The organism is Bacillus pfraonensis (assembly GCF_050768835.1).
Taxonomy (GTDB): domain Bacteria; phylum Bacillota; class Bacilli; order Bacillales; family Bacillaceae_G; genus Bacillus_A; species Bacillus_A pfraonensis.
In genome coordinates, this window is sequence record NZ_JAHCDO010000009.1 from 107,921 (window position 1) to 125,174 (window position 17,254).

Genomic DNA, 17,254 nt, shown 5'->3' on the forward strand with positions numbered 1-17,254 from the left:
TAATATTATTAGGTTATCAACAGTAAAAATATCGTAAAATGGTTGCAAGAGGAAGGGAGGGGGCAATGTATGATTAAGTGGATGTTAATTATGTTAATGATTGTGGCAGTAATAGTTGTTGGAACAATAGTAGTCGGGAAAAATGGAGATGAAAATTATAGTAAAGCAACGAAAGGTAATATTACAAGGCTTACAATGATTTATCTTTTATTAGCAGTGGTTTTAATTGTTGGACTAGGTTTATATATTTATTTTAATGGTTAGATATATATAATCAAAAACCAATATAAAACGAGAGCGTTTGTTTTTGCGTAGAAGCGGTTTTAGCCAAATATTAAGTGAAACGATCGGAAAATCAAAATAAATATGGACAATAACCTTTCTTAATAAACTGATACATTTTGTCGATCTGTTTAATCTGAAAAATACAAAAATCTAAAAATAGAAGTATGCTATAATAGAGATATAGTTTATTGGTAATTGAGGAAAGGATTGGATAAAATGATTGAGATTGTCAATGTATCAAAGAGTTATAATGGTTCGTCATATGCAGTAAAAGATTTAAGTTTAACAGTACCAAGCGGAGAAATTTTTGGGTTCTTAGGGCCAAATGGTGCTGGGAAATCGACAACAATTAAGATGGTAACGGGTATACATGCGATAGATAAAGGAACAATTTCGATCAATGGAAAAGATGTGACAAAGGAACCTTTAGAGGCAAAGAAAACATTTGGGTATGTGCCGGATAGCCCAGACATGTTTTTACGTTTAAAAGGAATTGAATATTTAAATTTTATGGCTGATATGTACGAGGTTCCCAATGCAATCCGGCAGGAGAAAATTCAATCGTTGACTAAGAGGTTTGATCTTTATAATGCTTTGTCGGATCAAATTCAAAGTTATTCACACGGAATGAGGCAGAAGATTATTATTATTGGTGTACTGCTGCATGATCCAGATGTATGGATTTTAGATGAACCAATGACAGGGCTTGATCCAAAATCAGCGTTTATTTTAAAACAGATGATGAGAGAGCATGCAGATAAAGGGAAAATAGTATTTTTCTCAACACACGTGCTTGAAGTAGCTGAGAAATTATGTGATCGAGTTGCGATTATAAATAAGGGGAATTTGCAGTTCCAAGGTAATTTAAATGAAATGAGGGATCATTTTAAATCCGATGAACCACTTGAGAAAATGTTCTTGGAGATGACAGGAAATGAATAAAATTTGGACATTAACAAAAGTATTATTGAAATTAAATTATGCAGATATCATAACGGATAAGAAGAAACGATGGGCGTATGCATTTTCATTTCTAGCATTATTATTTGCTGGCTTTATATTTATCGGTCCACTTACATATGGAATGTACGCTGGAATGAAAACAATCGGACAAGAAACATCGATAATTGGAATGGGATTAGCTGTTGCGAGCATATGGGTATTTGTAATTAGTATTACGAACATTTTAACAGTATTTTATTATAATAATGATGTTGAAACTTTATTACCTTTACCACTGCAACCATCACAGATCATTACAGCAAAATTTATTACGGTATTAATTACACAATATGTAATGGGATCTTTCATTTTATTTCCAATCTTTATTGTATATGGTGTGCAAAGTGGTGCATTTATTACGTACTATTTATATGTAATACTTATTTACATATTTTTCCCCATTATCCCGCTAGTACTTGCATCACTTTTAATGACAGTTATTATGCGTTATACAAATATAGCTAAGAATAAAGATCGTAGTAATATATTTATTGGAATATTAACCTTACTGTTTGTCGTAGGTATTAATGTATTTATTCAGTGGCGAAACAAAAGTGCAGTATCAGGAGATATGATGGCAAATTACTTTGCTGATAATCAATCGTCTCTATTCGTTCAGATGACAAATTATTTTCCGACAACATACTTTGGTGCGATGGGGTTAATAGAAAATGCTTCTTGGAAAGGAATTATATATGTTCTAATTTTTGCAGCGATTTCCTTAGCATTTTTTGGATTGTTTTTCTATGTTGCACAGCGTACGTATTTAAAAGGAGTTATCGGACTTTCAACGAGCACTGCAAAAAAAGAGGCCATCTCAGCAGAAAACTTAAAAAAATCAACTGTACAAAGCTCACACATAAAAGCTTATGTCAAAAAAGAGTTTAAAATTTTATTCCGAACACCACAATTTTTTATAAATTGTATCGTGCAAACTTTTGTGATGCCAATTATGTTATTCTTTATACTTTTCATACAAGAGGGAAACTTAAAGTGGTTAACTAAGTTTATACAAGAACCGGAATGGTCTGGTCTAGCTCTTGGCATCGGTTTCTGTGCAGGTTTATTCTTAATGGGAAGTAATGTCATTGCCACAACATCTTTTTCTAGAGATGGGAGTTCGTGGTTTATCAATCGTTATTTACCAGTAAAGGCATCAGATATATTTTTTGCAAAAGTATTTACAGCATGGCTTATTAATATAACAATTTTAGCTGTGTTTGGTCTTATTATGACAATTGTTGCTGGTGTGTCACCAATCTTTATGTTGCTATGGTTTTTACTAAGTGCAAATGGTCTTTGGTTAACAAACTTAATTGGTACACGTTGGGACGCTCAAACGGCGGATATACATTGGGATTCGGAGCAAAAGTTGTTTAAAAGCAGGTACACAACTTTATGGAATTTCCTTGCAAATATTGCGATGGATCTAGTAATCGTAGCTGGAGTTGTTGGATTATACTTTTTCTTTGGCATCGGTATGTGGGGAATGTTTAGTATTTTATTAATCGCATTTATTATTATAAATGTAATTGTAACACGTAGTTTACAGTTAGGAGCAGAGCGCATTTTAGCGAATATTAAATAACACGATAAATCCTCTGCATACATGCAGGGGATTTATTTTACGGAATAGGGGGAATAAACCAGTGACGAAAATAGCAATTGTTACAGGTGCGACACGTTTAAATGGAATTGGGGCAGCGATTTGTAAGGCACTTGCTCAAAAAGGCATCGATATTTTTTTCACGTACTGGCCTAGGTATGATAAGGCAATGCCATGGAGTATGAATGAGGAAGAACCATTTTTATTGAAAAGAGAAATTGAAAATTATGGCGTGCGTTGTGAAATGGCTGAGGTGAACTTATCACAATCGTATGCACCAAACCGGTTATTATATATGGTATCAGAACGATTAGGAGAGCCGTCTATTCTCATTAACAATGCTGCTTATTCCACTGATACAACTGTTGAAGAACTTGATGTAGAGCAACTAGATAGGCACTATACGGTAAATATGCGCGCTACGATGTTACTAAGTACACTATTTATTAATCATTATTCACTTGAAACAAGTGGAAGTATTGTAAACCTTACATCTGGCCAATCGTTAGGTCCAATGCCAAATGAACTTGCTTATATCGCAACGAAAGGGGCAATTGAAGCTTTTACTAAGTCAGTAGCACCTGTTGCTATGGAAAAAGGGATTACTGTAAATGCTGTTGACCCAGGTCCGACCAATACAGGGTGGATGACAGAAGAAGTTCAATCGTATTTAGTAACCAAATTTCCAGCGGGAAGAATAGGAGAGCCTGTAGATATAGCACGTCTCATACAATTTTTAGTAAGCAAGGAAGCAAAATGGATAACGGGACAAGTCATTCATTCGAATGGTGGATTCTATTAATAGTTTATAATTTTATTATGTTAACAAAAAGGTTGAGAAATAATATGAAGTGAAAAATAATTATTGAATTGATTTTTATATAAAATAAATAGATTGTCAGTAAATAGCGGCTTTTGATAGGGGAATATATTGTCATATAAAGAATACAGTTCTTGATATGACAATATATTCTCCTTCTCTTATGTTAAGAAAGGTTGATCGGGTAGAAAAAGCTCGAATATTAAATGTAAACAATTGGTCAAATCGCATATCAATATGAAGATTTCTGTCGGAAAGATGAGAGTTAGAACAAAAAGGGATTTTTATGGCAAAATAGAATCGTAAAGGGGAGGATAAAATTGTAAATATAGGAGGCTTTTTATGAAAATGAAAAAAATCACGATTGCATCACTAGCAATTGGTACAATGCTCTCCATTACAGCTTGTAGTCCTTCTGCAGAAAAAGATCAAGCGAAAAAGGAACAAACGAACGCACAAGAAGAAGCAAAAACAACGAATGCTGATGAAACATCTGCAACAAAGAACGACGGGAAAGAAACAAGTACAACTACTAATGAAAAAACAGAAAAAGATCACAAAAATTCCAAAGAATCGTCTGGAACGGAGAGCAATGCTAAATCTACAGAAAAAGAAACAAATGCTAAAACTAACGAGCAAGCGACAAATGGAAAAACGACAGAAAAAGAAACGAATTCAAAAGCAACAGAACAATCTACGAACGGAAAAACTGCAACGAAAGATACAAATAAAAGTGCGGCTGTGAAAACAAATGTGAAAGCAGTTGCACAACTTATTGACAGTTTAGATAAACAATTAGCTGCCAACCCTAAGCTAGATACAGTGAATAAGCTAGGAAAGCAAATTAATGAAAAATGGGATGTAATCGAAAAAGAGTTAGAAGCGACTCATCCAACTGATTATAAAACGATTGGGCAAAGTATGTACCCTTTAATTGTCGCAGCTGAAAAAGAAAAAATAGATGTGAAACGGATCAAATCATTGACGACGAAAACAAAGCAAGATTTAAATCAGCTTTTAAACAAACTTTCTTAAATGAAATAACGTATAGTGAAAAGGAGAAACAATATAGGTTTCTTCTTTTATTTGTGTCTATTGAAACTTGAATGTACATACAATGTGAAAATACTAGTTTAGGGTGATGAGGAGGCACATATGGACGATAATATAAATCGCATGTTCCCGTGTACTTGGTATGCTATCTGTTTTTCAAAGGATGTTACGAGACGACCGATAAAGAAAAAAATAATAGGAAGGGATTTGGTTTTATTTCGAAATAAAGATGGGAATATACAAGCAATAGCGGCTTATTGTCCGCACCGAGGGGCAGATTTATCTTTAGGTTCCATGAGAAAAGGGAGAGTAACATGTGCATACCATGGATGGGAGTTCGATGGAGGAGGTACTTGTGTATGCATTCCATCTCAGCCTTCGAAACCGATACCGAAATTTGCACACACGAAGTCTTATCCTGTAATTGAAAAAGCTGGACTGATTTGGGTATATCCAGACTGCCAGGTAAGTGATGAGGAATTACCGGTATTGGAACTATTTGAAGAAGTTGAAGATACAAGCTTTGTATTTTCAACGTATAAAGCGAATTGGAATGCTCACTTTACAAGAGTTGTAGAAAGTGTACTAGATGTTGTCCATTTAAGTTTTGTTCATAAGAATACAATTGGGAAAGGTACGAATCCTGAGTTAGAAGAATTGCAAATTGAAGGTGATTTAGATGCCTTTTCCTTGAAAAATGGTGAGGCCTATTTATGTTATAAGTTTCCTCAGCAATGGCTGTTAAAGCCGTTAGAAGGAGTAAACAAGAAGTTTATTAATTTTGTTACTTTTACACCGATAGATGAAGAAGAAACGATGATTTTTGGATTAGCAGGAAGAAACTTTGCGAAAAAAATGCCGTTTCTACATACAATTTTTAGCCGGTATAGTTTGAAAGTTCTTCAAGAAGATCAAGTGGTAGTAGAAAGTCAGCATCCAAGACCCATACCAGAAGCTTTAAAAATGGAGGCACATGTATACGCAGATGCAGCTCAAATTAAGTTTCGGCAGAGATGGTTTCAGTTTTTAACAAGTGAAGAGCGAATTTGCTATTTAGATAAATAAAATAGAATACTATAAAATTATTATGTGAACTAAATTTGTAATTATAGCTAAAAGATTATGTATAGAAAAGTGGCCCACCTTTTAGCAAGCCGTTCTCTTTTGAGGTATCCGCATTGCAAAAAGTATATATAAACAAGTTCTTCATCAAAATGCTTTTCGTATACAAATCATTGATACAACAATAAAAAAACAGAGCGCATTCATGTGCGAATTGCTCTGCTATTATACCTACTTTTATAGTTACGGATACTTCAAACGAGAACCGCTTAACTTTTTTAGTAGATCCTTTTTTATAAATAGTCCTTTAAAGTCCCATCTTCAATACAGGATAGGGGAATGGTGCTTTCAATACTGTTTTTCATATCTCGTAAAACGATTGTTTCTGTGCTGATTTCATTTTCACCAATTATAAGCACATATGGAATACTTTCCTTGTTAGCGTAATTAAGCGCACGTTTTAATTTACGCCCAGTCAGTTCTAATTCAACTTTGAAGTTACTGTTAAAACGTAACTGTTGTGTAATTCGTAAACATTCCACTTCGGTGTTAATGGGAATAATAAAAATATCGACAGAAGAAGATTCCGTTTCTTTTTGCGCAAGAGCTGTATAAATAACATCTAGGCCAAAGGAAATTCCTACTGTTGGATAGGAGGCATTATCCTTACGAAAGGCTCCAATGATATTATCATAACGTCCACCACTACCAATACTGGAAGTGATACTTCCATCTGCTAAAAAGATTTCATAAACTGTGCCTGTATACATTGTAAGCCCTCTTGCTAAAAATGGATTGAAAATGGTATTGTTTTGGGTACCAAGTGCGAGTAGATATTGCTGTAATTGCTGTAGTTCATCGATTCCATCTGTAACAAGTGAATTGGAGAAAGTTTGTTTAAATTCATCAAGCTCTAATGTTGTGCAAGATTCAACAGTATTACAAACAACCTCTACAGTGTCATTTATGATTCCACGGCTTTGTAAATCCTTTCGTACGCCATCAATCCCAATCTTTTCAAGTTTATCTAATGATAAAATAACATCGTTTGTTTGTTCATCTGGAATTTCAATTGACTTAAGGATACCTGTTAATAACTTACGATTATTATATTGAATGGTAACATCTAAGTTTAAATTTTTGAAAAGATCAAAGGCCATAGCCATTAATTCAGCTTCAGCAATAACAGATTCTACGCCAACTATATCAACGTCACATTGAATAAATTCACGGAACCTTCCTTGTTTTATCGGTCCATCACGAAAGACTTTTCCGATTTCATAGCGTTTAAATGGGAGCCTGATATCAGGGTTCATTGCTACTACTTTTGCAAATGGGATTGTTAAATCATACCGAAGTGCGAGTTCGCGATTTCCTTGATCGCGTAATGTATACATTTCTTTTAAAATTTCAGCACCGCCGCCATATTTGTAGGCCATAAGTTCACACATATTCACAGTAGGTGTTTCAAGTGGTTTACAGCCATATCGTTCAAAAGTTTCTTCACAAGTCCGTTTAATTTTATTTCGTAACAACTGTTCCTCGGGCAAATAATCTTTCGTTCCTTTTACATTCCTTACATCCATTTGAATCACTCCTTTTTAAATTAAAAAAAGCTATGCAGGTATAAAAATACCCACATAGCTTTATGAACGCTTCGTGGGTAACAGGAAAAGCCCTGTACCCACGAAGAAAAAAATTCTTCGGATACACGGCGTTATGTATGATGATGAAGTTGGAAAGAAGTATTAAAATTACACATATCAAGTCTCTCCTTAAGTTTTTTCAAAAGTATAACAAATGATTTTTGAAATATCAATGATTTTTGAAATATCAATGTTTTTTGAAAATAAAAATAAGATTAACCAATGAATGAATTATAACGTATATAAACAGTGTGAGTTATAGGATATGTTTGTCATTCCTTGTGAAAAAATACCAAAGTAAGATACAATATTAATGTATTTGAAATTATATTTTTAACATCTTCGTCTCAATTCCTATATGAAATCGTACATATAAATTTATTGCAGGAGGATTTATCACGATGGAATACAAAACCAATGTCATGCGGTTGTTAGATAAGAAGAAAATCGATTATAAGCATTATAGTTATGCAGATACTGATGCGATTAGTGGAATTGATGTTGCGTTAGTATTAGGACAATCTCCCAATCAAGTATTTAAAACACTAGTAACCATGGGGAAATCAGGACAGCACTATGTTTTTGTTGTACCCGTAAACAAAGAATTAGATTTGAAAAAAGCAGCTGCTAGCGTTCGGGAAAAATCAATCAGTATGCTGAAATCAAAAGATTTACTCTCGCTTACTGGTTATATTCATGGGGGATGCTCACCGATTGGAATGAAAAAATCTTTTCAAACTGTCATTGATAAAAGTGCTACTGAATTTGAAACTATCATTTTTAGTGCAGGGAAGATAGGATATCAAGTTGAGTTGGGATTAGAAGACTTGAAAAAAATCATTCGTTTTGAACTACACGATATTGTAGTTGAGTAGCATATTGCTAATTTCGATGATCGAGTTGGAGATAGGATAGACCTATGAACTGGAATGAATAAAAAGAGCCATTTGGCTCTTTTTATTATTTAAATTGAGAGAATCCAATCTTTTAACGGATTGAAGGTAGTGGAGATAGGTACTCGAGTTTAATTCGTATTATTTTGGAATTTCGGTATCTTCTTAATGCCTTCGGTTCCCATAATGCTGCCAATAAGTGCAATTAATACACTTGAAGAAATAAATTTAACTACATAATAAATTCCTGTTCCAGTAACTAAATCTAAGATTAAAAATTTTTTTATTGTTGAGCCTTTTATTATATAAATAACAATTTGATCGTTTTTTCTATTCAACATTGTCACACCCTTATTCTTTTATAAAAGAATATTACAAGGAAAGGTTGTCATATTCATTCATGACTACTCTCAGCATTGATGATTAGAAAGTACAAAGAGGTTAACTAGCTTTTTATTGAACTACCCCCACCTACACTTGGTTTAGAGAAGGGGTCTTCTCGGTTGAAATTAAAACAAAAGAGCAGCTAGCAAAAGCTAACTGCTCTGCCCCAGGGAAAGGGAGAAAAGATTATAGGTACTACAAATTGGATTAAAGCTGTTCACCAGCCTTTATATAGTATGTACAGAATTTGAAATATTATGCAGGAGGGAAAACTATAGTATACAAAATTTTGCAATATAAGACAGGTGAAATGTGAAACGACAAGAATATGTAACATATACTAAAAAGAAAAGAGGGAAAAAGATGTGGAAAACAACTGATCTTTGTGATGCCTTTGAAAAAGAAGTACAAGTATGTCAGCCCATGTTTCAGTCGTACGGTATGAAAGAACAATTTCAAGGGAAGATTGCGACTGTTAAAGTGAAAGATGATAATGTATTAGTAAAGGAAGCACTGCAAACTGTACCAGAGGGAACCGTTTTAGTAGTTGATGGAGGGGCTTCGACAAACTGTGCATTACTTGGAGACAACTTGGCAAATATAGCAAAAGAGCGGAATTTAGCAGGTATTATCGTATATGGGTATGTTCGCGATTCTAAGGAACTACGAAACATAGATATTGGTATTTGTGCATTAGGTACAATGCCGAAGAGAAGTATAAAAGAAGGAAAAGGAGAAACAGCAATTCCTTTACAATTTGGAGGGATTGAATGGGTTCCCAATCACTATGTGTACGCGGATGAAGATGGCATTATTGTATGTGAAAAGCGTATTCATGATTAACATACATATATAGCATATAATAATCTATTATTCTTAGAAAATAAATCCGATAAAGCATAGACAAATTCTTGTGTCAATAGTAAAATAATACAGAAATTTGTAATGTGATAAATGTATAGGTGTATTGTTTTTTTGACAACTTTTAAAAGAAAATGAGTGGAAATGGAATTTGAAGTGTCATTGTAAGTGAATGTTATCACAATATTGCATTCATAAGCCGAATAATCTTTCCTATACAAATCCAATCGCTACTTATTTAGACAAAGGGAGGTGTTGCGTTCTTTTGTGTAGTACGCCTAATAAGCAGTGCTGCTATTACATGCCCTTAAAGGGTCTTTTTTCTGTATAAGTAAGCAAGGGGAGGAATAAGCGGAAATGGCAATGATAAAAAAATGGCTGCTTACGTCGATAATGGCAGTTGCATTAGTATTTGTTTCATTCACAAATACTGTACATATTACGTTTGCTGAAGGTAAAACAGCAACACTTGCGATCATTGGGGAATCGCAAAAAGGAGTTATTTTATGTCCGAAAGAAGTGTCAATTGAAGATGGGGAAACAGCCTATAGTTTGTTACAAAAAGTTATGGGGACGAAAGTAACAGCTGAAAATACGAAATATGGTATCTATGTTAAAGGTATTGATGGTTTAATGGCTGGTGATACAAGTGGATGGACATATGATGTAAATGATAAAGCTGCCATGGTAGGGGCAGATAGTTATACATTAGAATCTGGAGATGTTGTTGCATTTCGTTTTGTTGTAGATTGGAACAACATGAGTACAGAAACATTGCAACAGGTGCTCGATAAGATTGGAACTTGTAAAAAAGATCCAGATACAACTAACCCAGAAGAACAAAAACCAGAAGAGCAAAAGCCTGAGGAACAAAAACCAGATGGCCAAAAGCCTGAGGAACAAAAACCAGAAGAGCAAAAGCCAGATGGTCAAAAGCCTGAGGAGCAAAAACCAGAAGAGCAAAAGCCGGATGGCCAAAAACCTGAGGAGCAAAAACCAGAAGAGCAAAAGCCAGATGGTCAAAAACCCGAGGAACAAAAACCAGAAGAGCAAAAGCCAGATGGTCAAAAGCCTGAGGAACAAAAACCAGAAGAGCAAAAGCCTAATGAGTTGAAAGAACCAATTAAAAATGAATTATTAATGAAACAATTAGATCAAGCGATTGCTAAAACATCACAAAAGATGATGGAAGATGGAATTGATAGTGATTGGGTAGCTATTGCACTTGCTCGTTCAGGATATAATATTCCAACGGAAACAAAGATTAGTTATTTACAATCTTTAACACAAACAGTGGAAAAGCGTATGAATCGATTTACTGCGACAGATATAGCAAGAACAATTTTAGCAGTGTCAGCAGTGAATGGAAATCCAACGAATGTTGCAGGGGAAAATTTAGTACAAGAAGTGTACCAATCTGAAAAACTAAATTCTGTTACTGGTTATACATTTGCTTTACTTGCACTTGATACGAAAAAATACGAAGTGCCAGCTGGAGCGAAATGGAATCGCGCTGCTTTAGTAAAAGAGATTTTAAATGCGCAGCATACAGATGGTGGATGGACATATAATGTTGAAAGTAGTAAGGAAGAAGCTAGTAATATTGATGTAACAGGTATGGTTTTATCAGCGTTGGCACCATATCAAAAACAACCAGAGGTAAAACAAGCTTTAGACAAAGCAGTGCAGTATGTAGCAAATAAACAATTAAGCACTGGTGGATTTGAAGCTGATGGTCAAGAAAATTCTAACAGTGTTTCGCAAGCGATTATTGGACTTGCTATTACAGGAATCGATCCAACTGGTGAAGCGTTCACTAAAAATCATGTAAATGCAGTTCACAATTTACTGTCATATCAACTTGCAAATGGTGAATTTAAATGGTTACCAAACGATGAAGAAGGTAATGGTATGGCTACTGAACAAGCATTTTTAGCACTTGTTCAATATAAGGCATTTGTAGATGGAAAAGGCTCTATATATGATTGGACAAATCCATTGACTGGAAATGATAAAACTTCAGTTGAAGAGCCGAAAAAACCTGTAGTAGATGAACCAAAGGTAATTGAAAAGCAAGAAGTGATTCAAAAACCGCAGGAACAAATACATGATGAGAACTCTCGTGTTGTTATAAAAGACAAAACAATAAATAATGAAAAAACTGCAATAAACCGTCAATTACCAAAAACAGGAGCGTCTGCCTGGGATAATGCTATGCCAGTAGGAATGGGCGTATTATGCATCGCTTCAGCATATGTTTTATGGAGACGAAAAGCAGCTTAACGAAAATTAGGAGCAATGATTTGCTCCTAATTTTATTAGGAAAGGTGAGGAAAACATGAGTCTGATGAAGTGGTTACTCTCATTTGCTCTCTCATTTGGATTGCTTGTTGGATGTAGTCAAAATGAATCAAAATCTGAGCAACAAGTGGTATCAAAGCAAATAGAACAAAAAGATAAGGAAAAACAAGAAGAAATAAAAGAAGAAAGTAAACAGGAAGAATCGCAAGAACCAGTTGCTAAGCAAAAGCAACCAGAAGAGCAAGAGCAGCCAAAAGATAATCAAGAACAAAAACAGCAAGAACAACCTGAAGTAAAACAAGAAGAGAAAAAAGACCAAGAACCACCTGCTCAGCAAAAAGCGCCAGAACAACCAAAAACACAGCAAGAAAACGCTGAGGTAAAGAAAGCGCCAGAAACAAAGACAGAAGAAAAAACAGAAGTAAAAGAAGAGGCTAAAGTCGTTAACCAGCCGAAAGAAACGCCAAAGCAAGAATATCCGAAAGATCCAGAACCTAAGTTAGAGCCACAGCCAGCACCACAACCAGAACCGAAACCAGTAGTGCCAAAACCAGAACCAAAGCCAACACCAACACCACAGGCCCAGCAAGTTACGATTTCTGTTCGTGGTGATCAAGGTTATGTATTAGGTGCAAAGAAAGTAGATATTCAAGGAGAGCCTACAGTTTTTGATGTACTAAAAGGTACGGGATTGGAGATTGATTCAACTGGATCAGGAAATAGTAAATATGTAAAAGGAATCAATGATTTATATGAATTTGACAGAGGGCCAAAAAGTGGATGGAAGTATCGTGTAAATGGTACTTTTCCAAACCGAAGTGCAGGTGCATATAAAGTGAAACCAGGAGATAAAATCGAATGGGTGTATGTATCAAATTAGGGAAGGGTTTTAGGTAAAGGTTATGAAAATTATCTTTTCTTCTTTACATCCTTTTGTGAATTTTTTCTATTATATTGGGGTGATGATACTATGTATGGTGTGTCTTCACCCTCTTTTTTTAATGGGTGCTATTATTATGATGGTGTTATTGAACGTTATGCAAGGAAATGGCGAGAGAATAAGAAGGATGTTGCCAAGTACGTTCATTTTCTTTTTGATGGTTATCGTGCTAAATCCTTTGCTAACACATAGGGGAGCCACTACATTATTTCGCTTAGGAGATAATCGAATTACATTAGAAGCATGCATGTATGGACTCATCATGGGGTTATCGTTACTTGCTATTATGTTCACATTTACTTCTTACAATGATATTATTTCAAGTCATAAATTTTTGTACTTGTTTTCACGAGTTTCACCGAAAGTTGCGCTATTGACAATGATCACGGTGCGTTTTGTTCCTTTATTTATCCGGCGCTTAAGACAAATTACACTAGTTCAAAAAACAAAAGGTGTTCAATTAGATTCAGGCTCATTCATCGGGAGAATCAAAAATGGAATGAAACTTTTGCAGGTGTTACTTGTTTGTTCTTTAGAAGATGCATTACAAACTGCAGATTCCATGCAAGCGCGTGGGTTTGGAGTGACAAAGCGTAGTACGTATATACGGTATCGCATGGGGAGCCAAGATTGGTATATACTTGCGTCTTTAGTGGTTTTATTACTAAGCAGTTTTGTGCTCAATTATTACGGCGCTGGCAAATTATCAATCTATCCAAGAGTGGAATCACTTGCATTTCAGCAATATGATGGGATACTATTCGTGTTATTTTTACTATTTATTAGTTTACCAATCCAAATGGAAGGGAGGGAATGGTTATGGTGGCGCATGCAGAAATAAAAGACTTAGCTTTTACGTATGCAGATGAAAATGTACAAGCATTAACAGATGTTTCGTTAACGGTTTTTCAAGGTGAATTTATTGTGCTAGCTGGACGTTCAGGATGTGGTAAGACAACGCTTTTGAAACATTTTAAGAAAGAGTTACTTCCGATTGGAAAGCGCACAGGTAGTATGTATTATAATGGAGCTTCTTTACTCGAGATGCCTGATTTATTATCAGCGCAAGAAGTCGGAATGGTATTTCAAAACCCTGAAAATCAACTTGTAATGGATACGGTTATTCAAGAATTGGCATTTTCTCTTGAGAATGTTGGTCTAGAAACAAAAGTCATCCAAAAGAGAATTGCTGAGTTAATTAGCTTTTTAGGATTTCAAGATTTATTACACCAGTCTGTTCACACATTATCAGGGGGACAAAAACAACTCGTTAATTTAGCGGCGGTTCTTGTGCTGCAGCCTAAATTGTTACTTCTTGATGAACCGACAGCGCAACTTGATCCAATTGCCGCAAAAGATTTTTTAGGATTATTAAAACGGATTAACGAAGAACTTGGAATTACAATTATCATGAGCGAACATCGTTTAGATGAAGTCATTCCATTAGCAACTCGAGTTGTGTTTATGGATGCAGGGAGAATTATGTATGATGGAATCCCGCAACATGTTATATCGAAAATGTGGGCACTAGAAGAATCTCGATCGTTTATCCCTCAAATTCCAAGGTTGTTTTTAGAATGGGGTATAGAGAAAATTCCATTTACGGTAAGGGAGGCGCAAACACAAATTCATTCCGAGTTACCAATCGAATATGAAGTACCGGCTATATCACAGGCAGAAACAAAAGAAGTGATGCTACAAGCAAAACATATATCTTTTCAATATGAAAAAAATAGTCCGTTTATTTTGCAAGATTTAACGCTATCGATTGAACAAGGAAAGTGGACTGCGCTTGTTGGAAAAAATGGTACAGGAAAATCAACACTTTTAACTATATTAGCAGGATTAAACAAAGCTAGAAGAGGAAAGGTGCGGTGGAACGGAACGGAAATTCATAAAATGAAGTCCAAGGAACGATTTGAAAAAATCGGATTTGTATCACAACATCCCTATTATCATTTTACATTTGAGACGGTGTGGGATGAAGTGTTTGAAAGAGCAAATGAATTATATGGTGATAGAGGGAAAGAAATTGCGGAAGAGATGTTAAACCGATTTTGGCTGTATTCCATTCGCAATCGTCATCCACATGATTGTAGCGGGGGAGAACAACAGTTAATCGCACTATGCACAGCCTTGTTATCTAAGCCCCAATTATTATTATTAGATGAACCAACAAAAGGGCTGGATCCAGAGAAAAAGGAAAGATTAGGCGAACTGTTTCAAGCGTTACAAAAGGAAGGAACAACAATTGTGATGGCCACACATGACATTGAATTTGCAGCGAAATATGTGGATCATTGCATGATGTTATTTGATGGGAAAGTTATTATGGATGATGCGCCAAAGAAATTCTTTAGTGATAATTTCTTTTATACAACATCTATTAATCGTTTTATTCGCAAGCAATTACCTTATGCATTAACATGGGAGGATGTGTATCAAGTGTGTCCAAACGATATGTTGCTCTCATAACGCTTATTTTTCTTCTTATAATAAGTACACTTCTGTTTACTTCCTTTGTAACAGATGAATATTTTATTTGGTGTAGTTTATTTTTATTGTTCATTATTATGTTACCTTTTTATATACGATTTGAAAGGAAAGCATTTGTTTCACGTGAAATCGTTATTGTAGCTGTTTTAGCAGCCATAGCAGCAGTGAGTCGTGTACCATTTTCTCTTATGCCGAGTGTACAACCAACTTCTTTTATTATTATTGTATCTGCAATTGTTTTTGGAAGTGAGACAGGTTTTATTATTGGCGCAACGGCAGCACTTGTATCTAATATATTTTTAGGACAAGGGCCTTGGACACCTTGGCAAATGTTTTCTTGGGGAATGATAGGTTTTACAGCTGGTTTGCTACGAAATACATTTATTATGAGAAAGTTATGGGGAAGAGTCATCTATGGGTTCATAGCCGGTTTTGTTTTTGGCTGGATTATGAATTTGTGGGGGATACTTGGCTTTTTAGAAGGATTAACATGGAAAGACTTTATGGCATACTACGCTGCAAGTTTTTACTTTGATTTCGCTCATGCACTTTCAAATGTAATTTTTCTTGTTTTGTTTAGCTCATCATGGATCCGAATTCTTATGAGATTTAAAAAGAAATATGGGATTTTAGATGATAACGAGCTAGTATATCAAGGAAACAAAGCATAAGCATATATCATAAAGCATAAGAATATAACGTAGGATCGCGACTTACATATTCGTTTGCCTCTTTCATGCTTCTTACCATTGGTGAGAAGCATTTTTTTATAATGATACTTTGGTTTGGAAAATGTCAAAAAATTGTTTTAATATATTCAACTTTCGGATGGAACTTTTTATATAATAGGAAATGAGAAAGGTTTTCAAAGAGGAGATGTAATATTCATGAAGCTAGTTGTTCCAAAGCAGCATGGCGCATGGGGAATGCTGCTGATTCCATTTCTACTTAGTGTTCTACTTGGTAAACATACAGTTTACCATATTCCACTCTTTATCGCTTGGTTATTTATCTATTTAGCAACGTATCCATTTTTAATGTACATGAAGCAAACACGAAAAAAAGAATTTTTACATGCAGCAATTATTTATTTTGTTATTGCATGTGTTTTCGGGATTGTATCTTTACTATATGAATGGAGAATTCTTTTGTTCGCGGTTACGATGATTCCACTCTTTATCGTAAATATATACTTTGCCCGTCAAAAAAAGGAACGAGCATTAACAAATGATATTTGTGCCATACTTGTTTTTTGCATTGGTGGTTTGATTAGTTATTATTTTTCGATGAAGACAATTGATGGGACGGCATGGTGGATTGCGGCTGTTTCTTTCCTTTATTTCTTAGGTAGTACATTTTATGTGAAAACAATGATACGTGAAAAGAATAATCCTACTTATCGTTATGTTTCATGGGGATATCATATTTTCTTAATCATCGCTTCTTTCGTAGTAAATCCATGGCTGTCTCTTGTATTTATACCGAGCCTAGTTCGTGCAATCGTATTGTATGGTAAAAAAATATCTATATTAAAAGTTGGAGTTTTAGAAATCGTTAATTCTGTATATTTTTTAATTGTGACGGCAATACTGTTGTCGTATGCCATTTGAGATATTGCTCATCTCTTAAAGAGGTGGGCAATATTTATTTTTGTTCTAAAATATTAACCGTTTGATTACATTTTTGTAACGCATCTTCCACAGCTTGTAGGGATTGTTCGATTCGCTCCCGATTATCGCTCTTTTCGACTGTTTGTAATGCATGTTCTAAACAATTCTTTGCTTCTTGCAATGAATGGAATGAATCTTGAACGTATCCGCGGGCATTTTTATCCATCATAAATTCCTCCTTTTTTACATACAATTTTAGTATGGGCGTTAGGAAAGAAAATATAACTTATTGTAT

Annotated in this window: 17 protein-coding genes; 14 read left to right on the forward strand and 3 right to left on the reverse strand. The window is 34.8% G+C overall.

Features of this window, described 5'->3' with window-relative positions:
- Window positions 1–69: 69 nt before the first annotated feature.
- The 6 genes from KFD70_RS10445 to KFD70_RS10470 all read left to right on the forward strand — a co-directional run bounded on the left by KFD70_RS10445 (window position 70) and on the right by KFD70_RS10470 (window position 5,831).
- The gene (locus KFD70_RS10445) at window positions 70–264 is read left to right on the forward strand and encodes a hypothetical protein (protein ID WP_241816601.1); all 195 of its coding nucleotides are present in this window, start codon (window positions 70–72) and stop codon (window positions 262–264) included.
- Between the two features lie 237 nt (window positions 265–501).
- Window positions 502–1,227 (forward strand): ABC transporter ATP-binding protein, encoded by a 726-nt coding sequence (locus KFD70_RS10450; RefSeq protein ID WP_336452350.1) that lies wholly within the window; start codon window positions 502–504, stop codon window positions 1,225–1,227.
- The gene (locus KFD70_RS10455; protein ID WP_336452349.1) at window positions 1,220–2,875 is read left to right on the forward strand and encodes a putative ABC transporter permease subunit; all 1,656 of its coding nucleotides are present in this window, start codon (window positions 1,220–1,222) and stop codon (window positions 2,873–2,875) included. The genes KFD70_RS10450 and KFD70_RS10455 overlap by 8 nt, the downstream gene beginning before the upstream one ends.
- Window positions 2,876–2,936: 61 nt before the next feature.
- The gene (locus KFD70_RS10460; RefSeq protein ID WP_336452348.1) at window positions 2,937–3,695 is read left to right on the forward strand and encodes an SDR family oxidoreductase; all 759 of its coding nucleotides are present in this window, start codon (window positions 2,937–2,939) and stop codon (window positions 3,693–3,695) included.
- A 360-nt stretch (window positions 3,696–4,055) separates the two neighbouring features.
- Window positions 4,056–4,748: a hypothetical protein gene (locus tag KFD70_RS10465; RefSeq protein WP_336452347.1), complete on the forward strand. Its 693-nt coding sequence runs from the start codon at window positions 4,056–4,058 to the stop codon at window positions 4,746–4,748.
- A 120-nt stretch (window positions 4,749–4,868) separates the two neighbouring features.
- Window positions 4,869–5,831, forward strand: a complete 963-nt coding sequence (locus KFD70_RS10470; protein WP_336452346.1) for an aromatic ring-hydroxylating dioxygenase subunit alpha — start codon at window positions 4,869–4,871, stop codon at window positions 5,829–5,831.
- Window positions 5,832–6,121: 290 nt separating this feature from the next.
- Here the strand turns inward: KFD70_RS10470 and KFD70_RS10475 are convergent, their stop codons facing one another.
- Window positions 6,122–7,414 (reverse strand): histidine--tRNA ligase, encoded by a 1,293-nt coding sequence (locus tag KFD70_RS10475; protein ID WP_336452345.1) that lies wholly within the window; start codon window positions 7,412–7,414, stop codon window positions 6,122–6,124.
- A 461-nt stretch (window positions 7,415–7,875) separates the two neighbouring features.
- Between KFD70_RS10475 and ybaK the strand changes: the two genes are divergently transcribed.
- Window positions 7,876–8,349 (forward strand): Cys-tRNA(Pro) deacylase, encoded by a 474-nt coding sequence (gene ybaK / locus KFD70_RS10480; protein WP_336452344.1) that lies wholly within the window; start codon window positions 7,876–7,878, stop codon window positions 8,347–8,349.
- 149 nt (window positions 8,350–8,498) lie between these two features.
- Here the strand turns inward: ybaK and KFD70_RS10485 are convergent, their stop codons facing one another.
- Window positions 8,499–8,708, reverse strand: coding sequence for a hypothetical protein (locus tag KFD70_RS10485; protein ID WP_336452343.1), 210 nt, complete (start codon window positions 8,706–8,708; stop codon window positions 8,499–8,501).
- 406 nt (window positions 8,709–9,114) lie between these two features.
- Between KFD70_RS10485 and rraA the strand changes: the two genes are divergently transcribed.
- The 7 genes from rraA (at window position 9,115) to KFD70_RS10520 (ending at window position 16,959) form a co-directional block, all read left to right on the forward strand.
- Entirely contained in the window at window positions 9,115–9,594 is a 480-nt protein-coding gene (gene rraA, locus KFD70_RS10490) for a ribonuclease E activity regulator RraA (protein ID WP_336452342.1), read from the forward strand.
- A 375-nt stretch (window positions 9,595–9,969) separates the two neighbouring features.
- Complete coding sequence (locus tag KFD70_RS10495; RefSeq protein WP_336452341.1) at window positions 9,970–11,895, forward strand: DUF4430 domain-containing protein; 1,926 nt, start codon at window positions 9,970–9,972, stop codon at window positions 11,893–11,895.
- Window positions 11,896–11,950: 55 nt separating this feature from the next.
- On the forward strand, window positions 11,951–12,793 hold the full coding sequence (locus KFD70_RS10500) for a DUF4430 domain-containing protein (protein WP_431613182.1): 843 nt from the start codon (window positions 11,951–11,953) through the stop codon (window positions 12,791–12,793).
- Between the two features lie 22 nt (window positions 12,794–12,815).
- Window positions 12,816–13,694, forward strand: a complete 879-nt coding sequence (locus KFD70_RS10505; RefSeq protein ID WP_336452339.1) for an energy-coupling factor transporter transmembrane component T — start codon at window positions 12,816–12,818, stop codon at window positions 13,692–13,694.
- Window positions 13,667–15,328 (forward strand): ABC transporter ATP-binding protein, encoded by a 1,662-nt coding sequence (locus KFD70_RS10510; protein ID WP_336452338.1) that lies wholly within the window; start codon window positions 13,667–13,669, stop codon window positions 15,326–15,328. The genes KFD70_RS10505 and KFD70_RS10510 overlap by 28 nt, the downstream gene beginning before the upstream one ends.
- Window positions 15,301–16,020 carry an ECF transporter S component gene (locus KFD70_RS10515; RefSeq protein ID WP_336452337.1) on the forward strand — a complete coding sequence of 240 codons (720 nt, stop codon included), beginning with the start codon at window positions 15,301–15,303 and terminating at the stop codon, window positions 16,018–16,020. Before KFD70_RS10510 ends, KFD70_RS10515 begins: the two co-directional genes overlap by 28 nt.
- A gap of 216 nt (window positions 16,021–16,236) precedes the next feature.
- Window positions 16,237–16,959, forward strand: coding sequence for a YwiC-like family protein (locus KFD70_RS10520; RefSeq protein ID WP_431613183.1), 723 nt, complete (start codon window positions 16,237–16,239; stop codon window positions 16,957–16,959).
- Window positions 16,960–16,993: 34 nt separating this feature from the next.
- On the opposite strand, the gene KFD70_RS10525 is transcribed toward KFD70_RS10520, so the two are convergent.
- Complete coding sequence (locus KFD70_RS10525; RefSeq protein WP_336452335.1) at window positions 16,994–17,185, reverse strand: hypothetical protein; 192 nt, start codon at window positions 17,183–17,185, stop codon at window positions 16,994–16,996.
- Between the last annotated feature and the right edge of the window lie 69 nt (window positions 17,186–17,254).